This is a genomic window from Sediminibacterium sp. (assembly GCF_030695065.1).
GTDB lineage: Bacteria > Bacteroidota > Bacteroidia > Chitinophagales > Chitinophagaceae > Sediminibacterium.
The window spans coordinates 295,527-315,654 of the sequence record NZ_JAUYTR010000016.1 but is presented as its reverse complement, the minus strand read 5'-3'; the positions used below and the strand labels follow the sequence as shown (position 1 = coordinate 315,654).

At 36.2% G+C, this 20,128-nt stretch carries 17 protein-coding genes; 6 read left to right on the top strand and 11 right to left on the bottom strand.

The window, feature by feature from the left end:
- Positions 1-34 precede the first annotated feature (34 nt).
- On the top strand, positions 35-3,100 hold the full coding sequence (gene secDF, locus Q8S25_RS08290) for a protein translocase subunit SecDF (protein WP_305536664.1): 3,066 nt from the start codon (positions 35-37) through the stop codon (positions 3,098-3,100).
- A 112-nt stretch (positions 3,101-3,212) separates the two neighbouring features.
- Here secDF and Q8S25_RS08285 read toward each other — a convergent pair whose 3' ends face one another.
- On the bottom strand, positions 3,213-3,563 hold the full coding sequence (locus tag Q8S25_RS08285) for an iron-sulfur cluster assembly accessory protein (RefSeq protein ID WP_305536662.1): 351 nt from the start codon (positions 3,561-3,563) through the stop codon (positions 3,213-3,215).
- Between the two features lie 112 nt (positions 3,564-3,675).
- Here Q8S25_RS08285 and Q8S25_RS08280 point away from each other — a divergent pair, with 112 nt between their 5' ends.
- Both Q8S25_RS08280 and Q8S25_RS08275 read left to right on the top strand, forming a co-directional pair.
- Positions 3,676-4,176: a hypothetical protein gene (locus tag Q8S25_RS08280; protein WP_305536660.1), complete on the top strand. Its 501-nt coding sequence runs from the start codon at positions 3,676-3,678 to the stop codon at positions 4,174-4,176.
- 15 nt (positions 4,177-4,191) lie between these two features.
- Positions 4,192-5,754: a methylmalonyl-CoA mutase gene (locus Q8S25_RS08275; RefSeq protein WP_305536658.1), complete on the top strand. Its 1,563-nt coding sequence runs from the start codon at positions 4,192-4,194 to the stop codon at positions 5,752-5,754.
- A 1-nt stretch (position 5,755) separates the two neighbouring features.
- On the opposite strand, the gene Q8S25_RS08270 is transcribed toward Q8S25_RS08275, so the two are convergent.
- Complete coding sequence (locus tag Q8S25_RS08270) at positions 5,756-6,178, bottom strand: YqaE/Pmp3 family membrane protein (protein ID WP_305536656.1); 423 nt, start codon at positions 6,176-6,178, stop codon at positions 5,756-5,758.
- Positions 6,179-6,297: 119 nt separating this feature from the next.
- Between Q8S25_RS08270 and Q8S25_RS08265 the strand changes: the two genes are divergently transcribed.
- Positions 6,298-7,593 (top strand): amidohydrolase, encoded by a 1,296-nt coding sequence (locus tag Q8S25_RS08265; RefSeq protein ID WP_305536655.1) that lies wholly within the window; start codon positions 6,298-6,300, stop codon positions 7,591-7,593.
- Between the two features lie 3 nt (positions 7,594-7,596).
- The gene (locus tag Q8S25_RS08260) at positions 7,597-9,507 is read left to right on the top strand and encodes a S9 family peptidase (RefSeq protein WP_305536653.1); all 1,911 of its coding nucleotides are present in this window, start codon (positions 7,597-7,599) and stop codon (positions 9,505-9,507) included.
- Between the two features lie 34 nt (positions 9,508-9,541).
- Here Q8S25_RS08260 and Q8S25_RS08255 read toward each other — a convergent pair whose 3' ends face one another.
- From Q8S25_RS08255 to Q8S25_RS08225, 7 genes are all read right to left on the bottom strand, one after another.
- The gene (locus tag Q8S25_RS08255) at positions 9,542-10,216 is read right to left on the bottom strand and encodes a YggS family pyridoxal phosphate-dependent enzyme (RefSeq protein ID WP_305536651.1); all 675 of its coding nucleotides are present in this window, start codon (positions 10,214-10,216) and stop codon (positions 9,542-9,544) included.
- A gap of 12 nt (positions 10,217-10,228) precedes the next feature.
- Positions 10,229-11,392, bottom strand: coding sequence for a hypothetical protein (locus Q8S25_RS08250; RefSeq protein ID WP_305536649.1), 1,164 nt, complete (start codon positions 11,390-11,392; stop codon positions 10,229-10,231).
- Between the two features lie 5 nt (positions 11,393-11,397).
- Complete coding sequence (locus Q8S25_RS08245) at positions 11,398-12,552, bottom strand: acyl-CoA dehydrogenase (RefSeq protein ID WP_305536647.1); 1,155 nt, start codon at positions 12,550-12,552, stop codon at positions 11,398-11,400.
- Positions 12,553-12,623: 71 nt separating this feature from the next.
- Positions 12,624-13,688, bottom strand: a complete 1,065-nt coding sequence (locus Q8S25_RS08240) for a hypothetical protein (RefSeq protein WP_305536645.1) — start codon at positions 13,686-13,688, stop codon at positions 12,624-12,626.
- A gap of 18 nt (positions 13,689-13,706) precedes the next feature.
- The gene (locus Q8S25_RS08235; protein ID WP_305536643.1) at positions 13,707-14,522 is read right to left on the bottom strand and encodes an N-acetylmuramoyl-L-alanine amidase; all 816 of its coding nucleotides are present in this window, start codon (positions 14,520-14,522) and stop codon (positions 13,707-13,709) included.
- Positions 14,523-14,557: 35 nt separating this feature from the next.
- The gene (locus Q8S25_RS08230) at positions 14,558-14,884 is read right to left on the bottom strand and encodes a hypothetical protein (RefSeq protein WP_305536641.1); all 327 of its coding nucleotides are present in this window, start codon (positions 14,882-14,884) and stop codon (positions 14,558-14,560) included.
- 196 nt (positions 14,885-15,080) lie between these two features.
- Positions 15,081-17,348 carry an aconitate hydratase gene (locus Q8S25_RS08225; RefSeq protein ID WP_305536639.1) on the bottom strand — a complete coding sequence of 756 codons (2,268 nt, stop codon included), beginning with the start codon at positions 17,346-17,348 and terminating at the stop codon, positions 15,081-15,083.
- A 75-nt stretch (positions 17,349-17,423) separates the two neighbouring features.
- On the opposite strand from Q8S25_RS08225, the gene Q8S25_RS08220 reads away from it, so the two are divergent.
- Positions 17,424-17,720 (top strand): PspC domain-containing protein, encoded by a 297-nt coding sequence (locus Q8S25_RS08220; RefSeq protein ID WP_305536637.1) that lies wholly within the window; start codon positions 17,424-17,426, stop codon positions 17,718-17,720.
- Here the strand turns inward: Q8S25_RS08220 and Q8S25_RS08215 are convergent.
- Positions 17,717-18,388, bottom strand: coding sequence for a hypothetical protein (locus Q8S25_RS08215; protein WP_305536635.1), 672 nt, complete (start codon positions 18,386-18,388; stop codon positions 17,717-17,719). The genes Q8S25_RS08220 and Q8S25_RS08215 overlap by 4 nt on opposite strands.
- A gap of 73 nt (positions 18,389-18,461) precedes the next feature.
- Positions 18,462-20,126, bottom strand: a complete 1,665-nt coding sequence (locus tag Q8S25_RS08210) for a glutamine--tRNA ligase/YqeY domain fusion protein (protein ID WP_305536633.1) — start codon at positions 20,124-20,126, stop codon at positions 18,462-18,464.
- Positions 20,127-20,128 lie beyond the last annotated feature (2 nt).

Below are 20,128 nucleotides of genomic sequence, written 5' to 3'. Positions count from 1 at the left end.
AATCAGGAATAAAACTTCGTAAACCGTTACTAATATGCAACTGAAAGGTTTAGTGCGTTTTTTTGCCATAGCACTTACATTAATTTGTCTTTACCAGTTATCATTCACTTGGTTTGTAAATAGCCATGAAACTGCAATGGAAAAGAAAGCCACAGAGTGGTTAAAACGTTTCCCAACTGCAGAACAGCAATACCCTGGCAACAAGGAATTGCAAGCTGCTTACACCGATTCTTTAGAAGACCTAAAGAAAACCCGATTACTTCGTTTGTTAGACAGTACCAAAGACACCAAATTGGCTTTTGGATTAACTACTTACCGTAGTGCCAAAGAAAAAGAGTTGATGTTGGGTCTAGACTTACAAGGTGGTATGAGTGTAACCATGGAAGTTGGCTTAGATGGTTTAATTAAATCATTAAGCAATTTTACCAAAGATGCCAATTTCAACAAAGCATTGGATGCTGCTGTTGAAAGAAAAGCAAACAGTGGAGCAGACTTGATTACTTTGTTTTTAGCAGAGTATAGCAAAGTAAGCCCAGATGGAAAATTAGCTCCATTCTTCACAACAAAAAGTGCTAGTGCGGTAAAAATTGAAGATTCAAATGCTAAAGTAGAAGACTACCTTAGGAAGCAGGCAGAAGCGGCTTTCAATAATACTTTCAGAATTTTAAGAACTAGAATTGATCGTTTCGGGGTATCATCAAACAACATCAATCCAGATCCAGCTAAAGGTAGAATCAATATTGAATTGGCTGGTGTAAACGATAAGGATCGTGTAAGAAATTACTTACAATCTACTGCCAATCTTCAATTCTTTGAAGTGTATACTTGGGAAAACAAAGATGTTCAGTCAGGTATTGTTGCTGCAGATAAAGCAGTTCAAGATTATTTAACAGGTGCCGATAAAGTAGCAACAGTTGTAGATACAACTAAAGCTACCGCTGTGGTTCAGCCTAAAGGAGATACCAGCAAAACTGCTACTATTTCTGCGTTGGCAAATAAAGCAACTACAGCTAAAACAGATTCTGCAGCTATTAAAGCAACGGAGAATCCTATTCTTCGTTTGATGCAATTGACACAACCTTATCAAGCAGAAAATGGTCGTCCTGTATATCCTGCAGCCTTAGGATATATTCAATCAAAAGACACTGGTACTTTAAATGATTACTTAGCAATGGAATCTGTAAAAAGCAAGTTCCCTTCTAACTTAGTATTCATGTATGGTAAAGCAGAATTAGACGATCCTAAAGCAAAAGACATTCTTACTTTATATGCAATCAAAACATTAGACAATGGTCAGGCAGAATTAGAGGGCGACCGTATTGCGGGCGCTTCTCAAGACTATGATGAGCGTGGTAGAATTGCTATCAAAATGAATATGGACAAAGTTGGTTCTAATATATGGGCTAAAATGACCACCAGAAATGTGGGTAAGCCTATTGCAATTGTATTAGATAATTTTGTTTACTCTGCTCCTAACGTGAATGATCCTATTACTACTGGTAATTCACAAATAAGTGGAAACTACACTATTAAAGAAGCACAAGATTTATCTGAAATTTTAGAGAGTGGTAAATTACCTGCTCCTGCTAAAATAGTACAGAGCCAAACAGTAGGGCCAACTTTGGGAAGCGAATCTATCAAAGGTGGTGCTTTGTCTTTTGGTATTTCGTTCTTGGTCATTTTTGCCTTGATGTTATTGTATTTTAACACTGGTGGATGGGTTGCAAATATTGCATTGATCTTAAACCTATTATTTACCATAGGCGTATTGAGTGCTTTAGGATTTACGTTAACTGCTCCTGGTATTGCAGGTTTGGTACTAACCATTGGTATGGCAGTAGATACCAACGTAATCATTTTCGAGCGTATTAAAGAGGAGTTAACTAAGGGTAAAAACTATTCTGCAGCAGTGAATGAAGGCTATAAGCGATCTCTTGCTCCTGTATTAGATGGTCATATCACCACCCTATTAACAGCTATTATTCTTGCTTACTTTGGTTTAGGCCCTGTGCTAGGGTTTGCAACCACACAAATCATTGGTATCTTATTATCATTGTTCTGTGGAATCTTAGTATCTCGTTTAATTTCAGATTGGTATACCAACAAGAACAGACACTTTGAATATTTTACGGGTATTTCAAGAAAAGTCTTTAACCATGCCAACTTCAAGTTTATTGAATACAGAAAGTATGCATACATGCTATCTGCAGTAATCTTTGTAATGGGTATTGCCTCTTTTTTCCATGGTTTTGATGAAGGAGTAGAATTTGCTGGTGGTAGAAGTTACACGGTTAAGTTTGACAAAGCGGTTGATCCAGAAATGATTCGCCAAGATTTAAAAACGGTGTTTGGAGAAGCGCCAATTATTAAAACTGTTGACGTTAAGAACCAGGTAAATATTACTACTTCTTATAAGATTAAGGAAATGGGTAATAATATTGATGCTGAAGTAGAACGCAAGTTATATGAAGGGTTAACTAAATACTTACCTGCTGGAACTAGTTTTGATACATTTGAAAATTCTTACAAACAAGGATCACAAACAGTATTACCTACCATTTCTGATGATTTAAAAGCAGGTGCAACCAAAGCTACTTTGTTTGCAGTAATTGTAATTTGCTTGTACATCTTCATACGTTTCCGCGATTGGAGATATTCTTTGGGATCCATTGTTGCGTTAATGCACGACGTATTTGTAACCTTGATTGTATTTAGTTTCTTAAAGGATTTTGTTCCATTCCCATTAGAAATTGATCAGCACTTTATTGCGGCAATACTTACAGTTATAGGTTTCTCTATGAACGATACCGTTATTGTTTACGACCGTATTAGAGAAGACAGCGCAATGATGAAGGGATCGCCTAATGCTACCATCATTAATAGAGCAATCAACGAAACTTTAAGCAGAACCATTATGACTTCTGTTACGGTGTTCTTAACCATCTTGATTTTATTCATATTTGGCGGTGAAGTAACCAGAGGATTTGCATTTGCAATGTTGATTGGGGTGGCTACTGGTACCTATTCTTCAATATTTGTTGCAGCTCCTTTCCTAGTAGATTTCGGTAAAGGAAGAGCCTTGGGTACAAAAACTAAATAAGCTATTAGTTATTTAATAAAAAATGCCTCAATGTAAATTGGGGCATTTTTATTTTAATTCAATTTTGAATGGGGATTATAACCGCAAATAATTTGAAGCGGTTGATTTTGACTTAAACAGCAAATGAAGTTCCACAGCCGCAAGTTTTGCTGGCGTTTGGATTACTAAAAGTAAAACCCCTGCTATTAAGGCCACCCTGCCAATCTATTTCCATGCCATATAAGTAAAGGCTATGGCTTTTATTCATGATACATGGTATTCCTTCAATTTCAAATAATTCATCTTCTTTTTCGGTTTGATCAAAACCCAACACATAAGTCATACCACTGCATCCGCCCCCTTTTACGCCCACTCTTAAACGTTGTGTAGTGTCAAAGTTGGGTTCAGCCATTAATCGCTTAATTTCTACAATTGCCCCCTCAGTGAAGGTTACTGGAATTTGAGTTGTAATTGCTGTTTCCATATTCAATATTTAAGGTACAAAGTTACCATTTTGCCTGAACCCTCGTCTCTTTAGGTTTACGATAGAAGGAATTCCTTGTTCATCCCCTACCTTTGTATAAAGAATCTAGAGAATGGATAATTCGGTGTTAATTACGGTAATAGTGGCTGTTTTTATTGCTTCTATGGCAGGGTATTTAATTTACTTACAACGCAGGCTGGTCATTTATGAAAAGCAACAAAGTAAGGCAAACAGTCCGCTGCCATTGCAAGCTTACGAACGCCTTCTATTGTTGACCGATAGAATTGCTTTGCCTAACTTAATCAATAGAAATGCCGCAAATGCCATCTCAGCTGCTGAACTTCAAATAATGTATACTAAAATTATACGGGAGGAATTTGATTTTAACGTAACCCAGCAAATGTATATCAGCCCTGCGTCTTGGAAGGCGGTTAAAAATTTGAAAGAAAAAAATTTACAAATCATCAACCAAATTGGGCTGCAATTGCCTTCTAATGCATCTGGATTAGATTTGCAAAAAGCCATTATGCAATACTTGGTTGCCAATCCTTCAGCAGCTTTACATGAATTGGTGTCGGAAGCATTGAGTTATGAAGTAAAGCAATTGTTGTAAAATAAAACGAGAAACATGCCAGCAAAAAAAATGACCGATAGTGGAATTGAAATAAAAGCTTGTTACACAGCTGAAGACCTATCAAAATTGCAATTGAACGAAGAAATGCCGGGAGCGTTTCCTTATACTAGAGGGGTTCAACCCGATATGTATAGGGGTAAGTTATGGACGATGCGACAATATGCTGGGTTTTCTACTGCAGAAGAGAGCAATAAACGTTACCATTATTTATTAAGTCAAGGTGTAATGGGGCTAAGTGTAGCTTTTGATTTACCTACTCAAATTGGGTATGATAGCGATCATGCTTTATCAGAGGGTGAAGTAGGTAAAGTAGGTGTTGCTATAGATAGTTTAGAAGACATGGAGTTGTTGTTTAAAGGGATTCAATTGGAACAAGTAAGTACTTCAATGACCATTAATGCAACTGGTTTTATTTTATTGGCCATGTATGTTGCATTAGCAAAAAAACAGGGGGCCGATTTAAATAAGATTGCTGGAACTATTCAAAATGATATTTTAAAAGAGTACGCAGCAAGAGGAACATATATTTATCCACCTAAACCTTCCATGAGAATTATCACCGATATATTTGAATGGTGCAGTACTTCTTTACCTAAATGGAATACGATATCTATTTCTGGTTATCATATTCGCGAGGCAGGCAGTACAGCTGTTCAAGAAATAGCTTTTACATTAAGTAATGGCAAAGCATACGTGGAAGCTGCGCTGGCAAAGGGTTTAGACATCAACGTATTTGGAAAAAGGTTGTCCTTCTTTTTTAATGCACACAATAATTTATTTGAGGAAGTAGCCAAGTTTCGTGCTGCCCGAAAAATGTGGGCACGAATTATGAAAGAATTAGGAGCAACAGATGAAAAAGCAATGATGTTGCGTTTTCATACTCAAACTGGGGGTGCCACATTAACGGCTCAGCAACCTTTAAATAATATCAGCAGGGTAACTATTCAAACACTTGCTGCAGTGCTTGGAGGTACACAAAGCTTACACACCAATGGCTATGATGAAGCCTTAAGTTTGCCAACAGAAGAAGCGGCTAGAATTGCATTAAGAACCCAGCAGATTGTTGCTTTTGAAAGTGGAGCACCTGATACAGTTGATCCATTAGCAGGCAGTTATTTTGTGGAATCGCTTACTTCAGAAGTAGAGAACAAAGCTTGGGAACTAATGAATAAAATAACTGCAATGGGTGGTAGTGTAAGTGCCATTGAACAAGGTTTTATGCAGGATGAAATTGCCCGAAGTGCATTTGAATATCAGCGAAATATTGAATGCGGTGATAAGATTATTGTTGGGGTAAATAAGTTTACCATTGATAAAGAAAATCCGGTGCCTGGTTTTAAAATTGACGATAGTATTCGTCAACTCCAAACAGCAAAGTTGACTGAATTGAAATATAAAAGAGACCAAGCAAAGATAGATCAATGTTTAGCAGCTATTAAATCTGCAGCAATGGGCACAAAAAACTTGATGCCGTTGGTGGTAGACGCAGTTGAAACCTATTGTACACTTGGCGAAATAGCAGATACACTTCGCCAAGTATACGGAGAACATAGGTAATTTATAATACAGTTATCAGGGCAAAAATAACACCAGGTATCCAAAACAATAAAGTAAGTAAAACGCTAATCCAAAAAGTACCATTGGTAGTTCCTTCATGCAAGTAAACAGCTAAAGGGGGAAGCAATATAGCTAAGATAGCCAACAATACTTTGTCTGTTGAGGGTGTAGCACTAGCTTTATTGGCTTTGTACTCTTTCATTAAACTTTTTACTTCTTTTAATTTGGCTTTTCTGTCTACTCTTGACAAACTCTTAAATTGACTCATGGCATCTGTTACTACTGCATCGTCCATGGTTATTGATGTACTAGCTGTTGCCGAAGACTTATTGGTTTCCCCGGTTGTGGTTCCAACGGATGAAGCAGTTGCTGTTGAAAAATTAAAAACAATAGCTGCTGCTAGCAAATAGATGATTTTTTTCATAAGTATTACGGTTTCTTTGAAGTTACACTAAGTTTAACAGAATCTCGTTTTATATTCTTAGTTCCGTTAAATTTAATAAAGGTATTCAGTACCTTAGAATTTCTTAACTATTTGCTCTTATGAAAAAAATGATCACCTTCCTATTACTGGTTTCAGGAACAGTAGTAGCGCAACCCTCACAGGCAACCCTAGAACAATTGTTTAAAGATGAAAATGCCAAAGTAATTAATTGGCGTAGGTATTTTCATGAGTTTCCAGAATTAGGAAATCGAGAATTCAATACATGTAAAAAAGTAGAAGAAACGTTGAAGAGTTTTGGTATTAGTACGCGTATAGTAGCAAAAACAGGTGTTGTTGGCATATTAAAGGGCGGTAAGCCAGGTCCAGTTGTTGCATTAAGGGCCGATATGGATGGCTTGCCTGTAGAAGAAAGAAACAGTTTGTCATTTGCGTCAAAAGCCAAAGGAGAATACAATGGGGCTACTGTACCTGTAATGCATGCTTGTGGACATGATTCTCACGTAGCCATGTTATTAGGTGCTGCAGAAGTTTTAAGCAAAATCAAGAATGATATTAGTGGTACGGTGGTATTCTTATTTCAACCAGCAGAAGAAGGCCCTCCAGGAACAGAAGAAGGAGGAGCACCATTGATGATAAAAGAAGGTGCAATGGATAACCCTAAAGTGGATGCAGTATTTGGTATTCATATCAACTCAAAATACGATCTAGGTAAAATTTTTTATAAGCCAGGATCTACTATGGCTTCTTCTGATTGGTTTACTATTAAAGTGAAAGGTAAACAGAGTCATGGTGCATACCCTTGGAACGCTATTGATCCCATTGTAGTAAGCGCAGAAATTATTCAAGCATTACAAACCATTGTAAGCAGAAATATCGACATCACTAAATCTCCAGTGGTCGTTTCGGTTGGTAAAATTCAGTCTGGTGTTAGATCTAATATTATTCCTGAAGAAGCCATCATGGAAGGAACCATTAGAACCCTAGATGATCAAGTTCAAAAATATGTACACGAAAAAATAAAATTGATTGCAAAAAATATTGCAGAAGCAAATGGAACTACAGCAGAAGTAATGATTGATACTAAAACTTTGGTTACTTATAGTGATCCTGAATTAGTTGCAAGAACCCTACCCTCTTTGCAAACTGCAGCTGGAGGTGCAGCTAATGTAAAGCTAACAAATTGGGTAACTGGTGCAGAAGATTTCTCCTTTTTTGGCACCAAAGCCCCTGCATTTTATTTTTTCTTAGGGGCTAGAGATCCTCAGTTTGCTAGTTTTGAAACCGCACCGGATCACCATACGCCAGGTTTTATGATTAATGATTCTAAACTAGATGTTGGAGTGAAAGCATTTGTACACCTAGTATTGGATTATGCAAAAACGGGCAAAAAATAAAGCATGAAAAAAATATTAGTATTTGCAGCTTTGGGATGTATGCTACTTACCCAAGCACAAGAGAATCTGACGCCAGAAAAATTATGGCAGGTACAAAGGGTTAGCCCAATAGGGATTAGTAAAGACAAACAGTATATTATTTATTCTGTTGCAACTCCTGATATTGAAGCCAATAAGAACAATCGCAAGAAATTTAAAGTTCCAATAACTGGAGGAACAGCAATTGAATTAGCAAATAATGAAAACTTGGTTGCCAATGATCGAATATCAGCAGACGGTAAGTTCATTTTGTATTCAGATGAAGTGAAAATTAATAAAGTAGCCGGAAAAGAATTGTATCCAGACTTGCCCAAATCGGATGCATACATTTATACTTCTTTAAACTATAGGCATTGGGATACTTGGGAAGATGGCGAATACAACCATGTATTTGTAGCCCCTTATGTTAATGGCAAATCTTTACGAGGAAAAGACATCATGCCCAATGAGCCCTACGATGCCCCAACCAAGCCTTTTGGTGGGGATGAAGATTTTATTTGGCACCCAGATGGCAAGCATATTGTATATGTAGCAAAGAAAAAATACGGAACCGAATATGCAGTTAGTACCAATACCGATTTATATCAATACAATATTGAAACCGCGCTTACTACAAATTTAACTGTCAACAACAAGGGGTACGATTTGGCTCCACAGTTTAATGCACAAGGAGTATTGGCATGGATGCAAATGAAAAGAGATGGATTTGAAGCAGACAAGCAAGACCTGATTGTATTGGTTAATGACAAGTTTCCCATTAACCTTACTGCACATAGAGATGATATTCATGTAGAGGGATTTAAATGGAGTGAAGATGGTCGTTCCTTGTTTTTTTGGGCACCTATCAATGGTACACTTCAATTATTCCAAGTAAATAATCCGGGATTAACTAAAATATTACCTGTAATCAAGCAACTGACTTCAGGAGATTTTGATATCACAGGAATAGTGGCACAGAATGGGAATAGCTTAGTTGTTTCTAGAACAGATATGAATACTGCTTCAGAATTATACAAACTGAATTTGCAGAATAATCAATTGGAGCAGCTAACGCATGTGAATGATTCTTTTTACAGTAGCATTGCAAAATGTAAAACAGAAAGAAGATGGGTGACTACCACAGACGGGAAAAAAATGCTGGTTTGGGTAATTTATCCCCCAGGTTTTGATGCGTCTAAAAAATATCCAACCTTATTGTATTGTCAAGGTGGACCGCAAAGCCCACTCACCCAATTTTATTCTTTCAGATGGAATTTTCAGTTAATGGCTTCTCAAGGATATATAGTAGTTGCCCCTAACCGAAGAGGAATGCCTGGTCATGGAACTCAATGGAATGAATCAATTAGTAAGGACCATGGAGGTCAAGTAATGAACGATTATTTATCGGCTATTGATGCAATCAGCAAAGAACCTTTTGTAGACAAGAATAGACTGGGATGTGTTGGTGCAAGTTATGGCGGGTATTCTGTATTCATGCTGGCTGGATTACACAACAATCGTTTCAAAACATTCATTTCTCACGATGGCATATTCGATACCAAGAGTATGTATGGAACTACTGAAGAATTGTGGTTTGTCAATTTTGATTACGGCGGACCATATTGGGATAAAAACCCTGCAGCACAAAAAACGTATGGAGTTCAAAATCCAATTAATCATGTTGCTAAATGGAATACACCCATCATGATTGTACAAGGCGGAATTGACTTTAGGGTGCCAATAGAACAAGGATTACAAGCTTTTCAAGCAGCACAGTTGCGTGGAATAAAAAGCAAGCTTTTGTATTTACCTGGTGAAAATCATTGGGTCTCCACTGCACAAAATGGGATGGTGTGGCAGCGTGAATTTTTTAAATGGCTAAAGGAAACTTTATAGAAGTAGTAAAAAGCGAATCAGTTGGTTCGCTTTTTTATTGAGCATAATTTCTTGCCCCAAATAATAAACTACCAATTCTTACCATCGTACTCCCCTCTTCAATAGCCTTCGCATAGTCTCCACTCATGCCCATTGATAAGATGGGTTCTTTACTTGAATGTTTGATGAACCAAGATTTGTTTTGATTGAAAATGTGGTTTAGTTTTTTAAACTCATTGCGAACTTTAATTTGATCCTCACTAAAAGAAGCCATTCCCATTAAGCCGCAGATCCTTACATTTGGTAGTTGACCAATTTGGGCAATTATTTGCTCCAACTCTGTTTCGTCTAATCCAAATTTGGTTTCTTCTTCCGCAATATGAATTTGTAACAAACAATCAATAACCCGGTTGTTTTTGAATGCTTGTTTATTAATTTCTTGTAACAACTTTAAACTATCCACCCCATGAATCAAGTGAACAAATGGAGCAATGTATTTTACTTTATTGCTTTGTAAATGTCCAATAAAATGCCAGCGAATATCATTAGGTAAACTTGCCGCTTTGTCTACCAATTCTTGCACATAGTTTTCTCCAAAATCCCTTTGACCTAATTCGTATAATTCCATTAAGTCTTCGTTGGGCTTGGTTTTGCTCACAGCAACTAAAATGGTATTAGAACTAATTAATTCTTTTATAATATTTTGATATGCGATGGTATTTACGGGCATAGAACTGATAGATTAATTAACCAATTTTTGATGTAAAATAATATTCTCTAATAAGAGTACATTGTTAAAGGCAGGGCAATAGTAATTGAATTTACCCAAAGAACTTGCCGTAAAAGTTTTTTTTAGTTGACTGGGTAATATAGAAGCCATATTCGCAATAAAAAAAGAAAATGATTCATCTTCAATTAATCCTTTTAAATTTTGATTGCTTTGAATATTTATTTCATTTGGCTTTATCCCCCAATTTAGTAATGCGGATGACAAAAGTACTTGGCTCAAGAATGATTGTGTTTTTTGTTGTAATTCTTGAGTTTGTTGAACGAGAATAGGTCTAAAATTTTCAATTGCTGGTATAGGGTTTAATGCCATTAATCTTGAGAGATGATATAAAATAATTTCTGTACTACCATAATGGGGAGAAATAACGCTTGGTTCAGTTATATGTTTGTTTTCTTCTAGAATATTTACAATCACTTGAATACTTGATGAATCTGCTTTTGTAAATGGCAGTTTATATGCTTGAACAAAATAGAGCACATTGCTTAGTACAGAAATATCAAAATCAACTGGCATTTTTTTACCAAACCAAACTGAATATGCCGGTAAATGACTTATAGAAGCAATTGTATTATTGATTTTCCCCTTTGCGCCATTAATATATTCTTGCATCAAGAAATGAACATTTGAGGCTGTTTGTTTATCTGCGTTTAACGCCAATAGAATAATAGCAGTATCATCCATATCATCTGGCAATGATTGTTGCTTATTAAAAAGATTCATCCAACCACTATTCGGAAAAATTTGTGCCGTGTCTGTTGGCCAAAAATTATACGTATCTCTCCCCTTCCGATTTTTAAATTTTGCAAAAGAAGGCGCTGCATTTGAAGCAATCTGCTCAACTAGTTTTTGTTGGTAAGGGGTAAGTTTGTCTTTAACCCTATTTAAGGTAAAAACAATTAGTCCAGTAAAAAATGGATTAATATCAGCTTTTTGTCGATCTTGATTAAGTGCATAAGTTCTGTAAGAGGAAAAATGTCCTTTCGGAAAAATGCCGTCTTCTTTTACTTGAAGTTGCTCAATGCGATGTAGCAATTGAGTTACGATTGTAGTATCAAAAGCAATGCTCTTATTCATGTAGAAAAACAACAAGAATAAGAGCAAGCACTTTAATTTCATCTACCTTATTTTAATATACTTCTACTAATAACTATTCTTTGTACCTCACTGGTTCCTTCGTAAATCTGAGTAATCTTTGCATCACGCATTAAACGCTCAACATGATATTCTTTCACAAATCCATAACCACCATGAATTTGAACAGCTTCTGTTGATATCCACATAGCAGCTTCACTTGCAAATACTTTTGCCATTGAAGAGCTTAAGGTATAATCTAATCCATTGTCTTTTTCCCAAGCTGCTTTTAGGCAAAGTAATCGAGCTGCTTCAATTTTAGTAGCCATATCAGCTAATTTAAATTGAATGGCTTGATGGTGCATGATTTCTTTTCCAAAAGCTTTACGTTGTTTGCTGTAGGCTAAGGCTAATTCGTAAGCACCACTGGCAATTCCCAAAGCTTGGGAAGCAATTCCAATTCTACCTCCAGCTAATGTTTTCATGGCAAACTTGAAACCAAAACCATCTTCCCCTATCCTATTTTCTTTTGGAACAATTACATCGTTAAATAAAATGGTATGCGTATCGCTACCCCTGATACCTAATTTATTTTCTTTTGCAGCCACCGTTACACCTGGCCAGTTTTTCTCAACAATAAAAGCATTGATGCCTTTACTTCCTTTGGCTGGGTCTGTTTGGGCAATTACTAAATAAACGGATGCTGAAGAACCATTGGTAATCCAGTTTTTGGTACCATTTAATAAATAATGATCTCCTTTGTCTTCAGCAGTTGTTTGCTGACTAGTTGCATCACTACCTGCTTCTGGCTCACTTAATAAAAATGCACCTATAAAAAGTTTATCGTCTTTTCTACCTTGTGCCAATGGCGTTAAGTATTTTTTCTTTTGTTCTTCGTTCCCAAATGTTTCTAAACCCCAACATACTAAGCTGTTGTTCACGCTCATACTAACACTAGTGCTAGCATCAACCTTACTAATTTCTTCCATAGCCAATACATAACTAAGGGTGTCCATTCCTGCACCACCATAATCAGGGCTTACCATCATTCCCATAAAACCCAATTCAGCTAATTTCATTACTTGTTCGTAGGGGTATTTTTGGTGTTCATCCCTCTCAATAACGCCGGGCTTACACTCATTTTGGGCAAAATCTCTTGCCGCCTTCTGAATCATCAAATGTTCTTCACTCAACTGAAAATGCATGGTTGTAAAATTTTATGGCGCAAAAATAAGCTAACAAGTGTTAGGATGTACGATGTTTTGTAAAAAAATGGTTACTTCTTCGTTTTTGTAAATAAATTGTTAGAACAAGTAAAGAGCCCTTCTTTCGTTTTTGTATCAAGATTAAAGTATTTGCCTCCTAGTATACTTTGACCTATATATCCTGGATTATCTCCTTTCCCAAGTGGCCAATATCCCACTGTATTATCAATTTGAATATTTCCTAGTTGGGCAATAGTCAATGCAAAATCCGAACAATTGTAATCACTTAAATGATATTCATTTGCAATATTATGGTCAATGTATTCTAATATTTTTTCAAATTGGTCTTTCGAAACAAACTTTCCTAATAATTGATCCCAATTGTGGTAAGAATCATCTTTAATAACAGAGAGGGCTGTTGGTATAAGTGGATTTACTGGAATCAATTGCCCCTCTTCAGGATAAAACCCAAAAGATTTGCATATGGCCGACTGGTCTTTATTGTATTTAATTAACGAAATAAAGGAATGCCCCACTTCACCCAATCCGGTATTTGTATTTTTTTGACCAGGAATGGGTTGTTTTATCAGAATGGCCAATGCGTAGTGGGTTGCTTCTTTTTGATCTAAAAAAGCTTCAACAATTGTTTCGGGTTGAATTCGCTCTGATTCATATTCTTCGGTTCTTTCTAATTCCTTTTGATTAATTTGATCTTGAACCATTAACTCTAATATGTCGTCATTCACAATATCTTCTTTTATTTTATTGTCATAATTAGCATTGGTGCTAAAAAATGACAGATATCGCTTGCCTCTTTTTGTGGTATTATATTTAGTTTCAATTGATCCTGCTTTATAAAAGCAAGCCATTGCACCAGTAAAATTGTTGTAACGCGCAAGTACGATTGCTAAATTGTTGTACAAATGAGAGAGAATATTTTGATCTGTTACAGCTTCTTTGGTTTGTAACACTTGATGAAGTTGAACCAGTGCATATTGAGATTTACCATTCGCAATATGGCGGTCACTTTCTTTTAATGCATTAATGATTTCAATATTAGGTAATAACTGTCCAGCGGCCTCAGTATTTGCTAAGTGCACTATTAGAAAAGCAATTAGCCAATATCTCCTTATCATATTAGTTGGTTTACTCCATTAGAAATATTTCTTATGGAGATTGAACAAAATTTCTCGACTATATGGTGTCATTCCTTTGGTAGTATCTTGTAGAAAATGTCTTTTAAATGCAACAATTGCTGCAGTAGTATCTTTTATATCAAAACCTACAATTCTTAGGCCAGTAATATGGTCAAATGCTTCAGGTACAGTAGACCTTAACTCATCGTACCATAATCCAAAGCCCTTGTCTGCTAATTGCTTCCAAGGGAATCTCCAATTGGGGTCATTCTTTCGAGTAGGTGCAATATCTCCATGGCCAATAAAATTAGCAGTTGGAATATTGTATGCTTTTTTGAGTTTCCCTAATACAACCAATAAACTATTTATTTGGGCTTGTTCAAAATATTCAAATCCATTATTGTCTAATTCAATACCAATGGATGCAGAATTCATATCAAGTTGATTTCCCCACCTACTTACACCTGCATGCTGACCTCTAAAATAATCGTTTAACATTTGAAATACTTTGCCATCGCTTCCAATAACATAATGTGCACTAACTGCAGTTCTAGGTAAGGTGAAAGTTTTTAATGTTTGATCGGTAGAATGTTGTGCAGTATGATGAATAATTACATAGCTGGGTTTACGAATTCCAAAATTGGTTGTACCTACCCAATAAGGAGATGGGGGAATGGTATCATTCATTATGGACTGTTCGGGTATAGATGCAATGCTCTCTAAATAATTTTTTACTTGTTTCTTATAAACTTTATTGGTGGCTTTATAAGGGTTCTTATTACAAGCTAATCCTATCGTAATTAAGCTTAGTGCAATGAGGACATTTTTTTTCATATTCAAATTATAAAAAGCTAAGTTATTGAATCCTTTTAATCGTACTTGGTTTTCTTTTCTGGGATGTAATCCATTTGTTCTTTCATTGCAGATTCTGTAGGATTATTGGTTATAGAAACCGCAATTTGAAATAAAACAATGGCTGCAATAATTGACCCTATTAATTCTTCCCAGTGCAACCAATAGCCCCAAAACCTATATACGCTTGCTTTTGAAGGGTGCTCTGTTTCAAATATAACTGTCACTTTCTCATTAGATTCATAAGTTAATAATGGATATGCCACTTCAATAGCATATTGATTTATACCAATCGAATAAAATGCTTTTGGTATCATTTTATTACTGGTACTGTCTTTAACCATTTGAATAGTTGCTGGATATTTTTCTCCATCAAAATAGTCTGGCTGCCTTGTCCATAAGATATATGATCCAAAAATGATTAAGTATAATATGATAAGTGATCTAGTCAGAAAAAAATTAAAGTTTCAAAAAATAAAAGTCCTGCTAGATGTTAACTAGCAGGACTTAATATGAATTATGTATTTCAACAATTAATAATTATCCAGCAACTTGTTTGCGAATAATATTCAATGCGCCACCAGCTTTAAACCATTCGATTTGCTGAGCATTGTAAGTATGATTCACTACAATTTTATCTTCAGAACCATCCTTGTGTTGAAGCACGATGGTTAAAGGCGTTTCAGGAGCAAATGAAGTTAATCCTTCAATATTGATTACATCATCTTCTTGAATTTTATCGTAGTCTGACTTGTCATTAAATGTTAATGCCAACATTCCTTGTTTCTTCAAGTTGGTTTCGTGAATACGTGCAAAAGACTTTACTAAAATGGCACGAACTCCTAAATGACGAGGTTCCATTGCAGCGTGCTCTCTAGAACTACCTTCACCATAGTTTTCATCACCAACAACAATTGATCCTAAGCCAGCAGCTTTATAAGCACGCTGTGTTGCAGGAACTGCACCATATTCACCGGTTAATTGGTTTTTTACATTATCGGTTTTTTCATTAAAGAAGTTAACCGCACCTATCAACATATTGTTAGAAATATTATCTAAGTGACCACGGAATTTTAACCAAGGACCTGCCATTGAAATATGGTCTGTGGTACACTTACCCTTTGCTTTAATCAACAGTTTTAATCCCTTTAGGTCAGTGCCTTCCCAAGCTGCAAATGGATCCAATAGTTGTAAACGCTTACTAGTTGGTTCTACTTGAACATTTACTTTACTACCATCTTCTGCGGGAGCTTGATATCCTGCATCTTCAACCGCAAAGCCTCTTGGAGGTAATTCCATACCAGTTGGCTCGTCTAATTTTACCTGCTCCCCTTTTTCGTTAGTAAGGGTATCAGTTAAAGGATTGAAGGTTAGATCTCCTGCAATTGCCAAAGCTGTAACTAATTCAGGGCTCGCAACAAATGCCATGGTATTTGGATTGCCATCCGCACGTTTTGCGAAGTTTCTATTGAAACTATGTACAATGGTGTTGCGCTCTTGCTTTTCAGAACCTACTCTATCCCACATACCAATACAAGGCCCACAAGCATTTGCAAAAACAGTAGCACCTATTTTATCAAAAACTTCTAAGAATCCGTCACGCTCAATGGTATAACGAACTTGTTCGCTACCAGGTGTGATGGTATATTGTGCCTTTGGTTTTAATCCTTTTTCAGCAGCTTGACGTGCTAAACTTACCGCTCTGCTAATGTCTTCATATGAGCTATTGGTACAACTACCAATTAAACCCACTTCCACTTTAGTTGGCCAACCATTTGCAGCTGCAGCTTCTTTCATTTTTGAAATAGGCGTAGCCAAATCTGGTGTAAATGGCCCGTTTAAGTGTGGTTCTAATTCACTTAAATTGATTTCGATAACCTGATCAAAATATTTCTCTGGGGAATCATACACTTCCGAATCTGCATTCAAATAAGCTTTTACTCCGTCTGCTAAATTGGCTACTTCATCTCTGCCTGTCGCTTTTAAATAACGACTCATGCTTTCATCGTATCCAAAAGTAGAAGTGGTTGCTCCAATTTCGGCACCCATATTACAAATGGTGCCTTTGCCCGTACAACTCATTGCCACTGCACCTTCTCCAAAATATTCTACAATAGCGCCAGTACCTCCTTTAACAGTCAAAATGCCGGCTACTTTTAAAATCACGTCTTTAGGAGCAGTCCAACCGCTTAACTTACCAGTTAGCTTTACACCTATTAGTTTAGGCCATTTCAACTCCCATGGCAATCCTGCCATTACATCACAAGCGTCGGCACCACCAACACCTACGGCAATCATACCTAATCCACCGGCATTTACCGTATGCGAGTCGGTTCCAATCATCATACCGCCTGGAAAAGCATAATTTTCTAAAACAACCTGGTGAATAATACCTGCGCCAGGTTTCCAGAATCCAATTCCATATTTGTTAGAAACAGAAGCCAAGAAATCGTACACTTCTTTACTTTCTGCATTAGCTACTTCTAAGTCTTTTTTAGCTTCATTTTTTGCTGTAATCAAGTGATCGCAATGAACAGTTGAGGGTACTGCAGCTTTAGGACGACCTGCTTGCATAAATTGTAATAATGCCATTTGAGCGGTTGCATCTTGCATAGCAACTCGGTCTGGGGCAAAATCTACATAACTATTGCCTCTTTCAAAATTAGCAATTGGTTGGTCTGAATGGAGGTGTGCAAATAGGATTTTTTCAGATAAAGTAAGTGGTCTACCTAATACTTTTCGAGCATTATCTACTTTGGCAGGCATTTCTGCATACACTTTCTTAATCATGTCAATGTCAAAAGCCATAAAGAAGTGATTTTATATTAATTGATATCTTTTCGTAAGCAGGGCAAATTTACTAAAAAACGGGCTTAGGTTAAAATGGAATTAAAGATTAATATGCACATTATTGATAATTTAGTGCTTAACTTTAACTATTACAAAGAAAGTGCAACCATGCAAAAAATTAGGGAATTTTTAGAATTGCAGGCTTTTGGGGTATGTTCCTCCATAGGTGTTAGGCTAGGAATTGCCTCTACCAAAATTCGAATGTGGTTTATATACATTTCCTTTCTAACGATGGGTTCTCCCATCATTATTTACATGATATTGGCATTCTGGAAAAACATCAAAAATTATGTTTTTGCAGCAAGAAGAAACCCACTGAAGTACTACTAGAATTTACCCTTGTTTTTGAGTAAATAATTAAATCCAAAACTCAAATTAGTAAGCGGTGAAGTAAAGAACCCGGCGTTCAACAGCACACTATTGTTTTTGGAAAGTGTACCTGTATTATCTTTAGTTGAACTGTTGGAATAACTTAAATCAGCAAAACTATTATTGGGCTGTAGGTTGATTACCAATCGCTCAGAAATTTGGTAACTAAGAACAGGTGCGATGCCTACGGTAACTGCATAAGTATTTGTTTTTACAGGATTGGGCACGTTTTTTTGTGTAGTATTTTGCAAATTCAAGCTGCCGCCAATGCTTAATCCAATAAAAAGTTTTTTGGCAATTTCTTTAAAGTGAATTTGCCGATAGCCAATATTCAATCCATTACCTAGATTAGACACTTCTTGATTATTATTGATATTTTTATTGCTACTATAATTGTAACCTAAACTAAAAAAAGTCAATACATTTTTTTTAACAAACCTACCATACCCAATACCTACACCTAAGAAAAGATTTTTTTGTTGGCTCGAAAAATTAGGCTGGCTTTTACTTGAATTAGGGCTTAGGTTAAATGACCCACTTAATAATTGTTGATTTACCTCACCAAATTGAGCGTTAATCAAGCCCCAAAACAAAACAAAGGAAATGGTTAAGAGTAGCGTTTTTTTCATATTGAATATTTATATTCAAAAATGATTATTTCTACTGAAACCATTTCCTTTGGAAACGTTAATATACTTATGATTACCCTTTTTTTACTTCTTTAGCCCAAGAATCTTTCAGTGTAACTGTTCTATTAAAAACCAATTTGCTAGAGGTACTATCTTGGTCTTGAACAAAATACCCTTTTCTTAAAAATTGAAATGCTTGATTAGGTGCATCATTGGCTAAAGCTGGTTCAGCATAGGCATTGGATAAAATAGTTAAAGAATCAGGATTAATATGATCTTTAAAATCTCCTTCAGCATTTGCTACATCTTCCACTTTAAATAAACGATCGTACAATCTTACTTCAGCTTGAATAGCGTGTGTAGCACTTACCCAATGTAAAGTTCCTTTTACATGAATGCCAGAACTGTCTGCGCCACTGCGACTCTCAGGAATATATGTACAATGCACTTCAGTTATATTTCCATTGGCATCTTTAACAACCTCCTCGCATTTAATAATATAAGCACTTTTTAAACGAACCATTTGACCTGGTGCTAAGCGGAAATATTTCTTAGAAGGAATTTCCATGAAATCATCCTTCTCTATCCAAATTTCTTTGCTAAAAGGAACCGTTCTAACGCCTCCATTAGGATCTTCTGGATTGTTTTCACTAGTCAAATCTTCGCTCACTTTATCGTAATTGGTAATGATTACTTTAAGTGGATCAAACACGACCATTCTTCTGAGGGCTGTCTTATTCAAATCTTCTCTAACGCAGAATTCCAATAATCCAACATCAATTAAATTATCTCGTTTTGCAACCCCAATTCTATCGCAGAATTCTCTTATAGCAGCCGCAGGGTATCCCCTTCTTCTCATACCACTGATGGTACTCATTCTGGGGTCATCCCAACCGTTTACCATTTGTTCGTTAACCAACTGCAATAATTTCCGTTTACTCATAACCGTGTAAGTCATGTTTAAACGGGCAAACTCATATTGTTGAGAAGGGAAAGTTGCTAATTTTTCAATACACCAATTGTACAATGGTCTATGTGGAACAAATTCTAATGTACAAATGGAATGGGTAATTTTTTCAATTGAATCACTTTGTCCGTGTGCAAAATCATACATTGGATATACACACCATTTGTCACCTGTTCTATGATGGTGTGCGTGTTTAATTCTATAAATAATTGGATCTCTCAATAACATATTGGGAGACTCCATATCTATTTTTGCTCTAACAACTTTTGATCCATCCGCATATTTACCCCCCTTCATTTCTTCAAATAAAGTTCTGTTTTCAGCGGGGCTGCGGTCAGCGTACTGGTTTCGTTTTCCAGGAGTGGTAGGTGTTCCTTTTTGAGCAGCAATTTCTTCACTATTACTATCGTCTACATAAGCCAATCCTAAATCAATCAGTTTTAATGCCATTGCATAGAGCTGATCAAAATAATCAGACGCGTATAATTCATTGGCCCAATCAAAGCCTAGCCACTTTACATCGTTCTTAATACTTTCTACATATTCTGTATCTTCTGTTACTGGATTGGTGTCATCAAACCGAAGATTGGTTGAACCACCATATTTTTTAGCTAAGCCAAAATTTAGTACAATACTTTTTGCATGACCAATATGCAAGTAGCCGTTTGGCTCAGGAGGAAAACGAGTTGTAATTGAAACGTGTTTTCCGCTGGCTAAATCTGACTCAATAATTTCTTCTATAAAATTCAAACTTTTCTCTTCGCTGCTCATTC

Bases quoted from the DNA above. Each gene is read 5' to 3' on its own strand.
- secDF (WP_305536664.1), top strand. From the start codon at position 35: ATGCAACTGAAAGGTTTAGTGCGTTTTTTTGCCATAGCACTTACATTA.
- Q8S25_RS08285 (WP_305536662.1), bottom strand. From the start codon at position 3,563: ATGGAAACAGCAATTACAACTCAAATTCCAGTAACCTTCACTGAGGGG.
- Q8S25_RS08280 (WP_305536660.1), top strand. From the start codon at position 3,676: ATGGATAATTCGGTGTTAATTACGGTAATAGTGGCTGTTTTTATTGCT.
- Q8S25_RS08275 (WP_305536658.1), top strand. From the start codon at position 4,192: ATGCCAGCAAAAAAAATGACCGATAGTGGAATTGAAATAAAAGCTTGT.
- Q8S25_RS08270 (WP_305536656.1), bottom strand. From the start codon at position 6,178: ATGAAAAAAATCATCTATTTGCTAGCAGCAGCTATTGTTTTTAATTTT.
- Q8S25_RS08265 (WP_305536655.1), top strand. From the start codon at position 6,298: ATGAAAAAAATGATCACCTTCCTATTACTGGTTTCAGGAACAGTAGTA.
- Q8S25_RS08260 (WP_305536653.1), top strand. From the start codon at position 7,597: ATGAAAAAAATATTAGTATTTGCAGCTTTGGGATGTATGCTACTTACC.
- Q8S25_RS08255 (WP_305536651.1), bottom strand. From the start codon at position 10,216: ATGCCCGTAAATACCATCGCATATCAAAATATTATAAAAGAATTAATT.
- Q8S25_RS08250 (WP_305536649.1), bottom strand. From the start codon at position 11,392: ATGAAATTAAAGTGCTTGCTCTTATTCTTGTTGTTTTTCTACATGAAT.
- Q8S25_RS08245 (WP_305536647.1), bottom strand. From the start codon at position 12,552: ATGCATTTTCAGTTGAGTGAAGAACATTTGATGATTCAGAAGGCGGCA.
- Q8S25_RS08240 (WP_305536645.1), bottom strand. From the start codon at position 13,688: ATGATAAGGAGATATTGGCTAATTGCTTTTCTAATAGTGCACTTAGCA.
- Q8S25_RS08235 (WP_305536643.1), bottom strand. From the start codon at position 14,522: ATGAAAAAAAATGTCCTCATTGCACTAAGCTTAATTACGATAGGATTA.
- Q8S25_RS08230 (WP_305536641.1), bottom strand. From the start codon at position 14,884: ATGGTTAAAGACAGTACCAGTAATAAAATGATACCAAAAGCATTTTAT.
- Q8S25_RS08225 (WP_305536639.1), bottom strand. From the start codon at position 17,348: ATGGCTTTTGACATTGACATGATTAAGAAAGTGTATGCAGAAATGCCT.
- Q8S25_RS08220 (WP_305536637.1), top strand. From the start codon at position 17,424: ATGGAATTAAAGATTAATATGCACATTATTGATAATTTAGTGCTTAAC.
- Q8S25_RS08215 (WP_305536635.1), bottom strand. From the start codon at position 18,388: ATGAAAAAAACGCTACTCTTAACCATTTCCTTTGTTTTGTTTTGGGGC.
- Q8S25_RS08210 (WP_305536633.1), bottom strand. From the start codon at position 20,126: ATGAGCAGCGAAGAGAAAAGTTTGAATTTTATAGAAGAAATTATTGAG.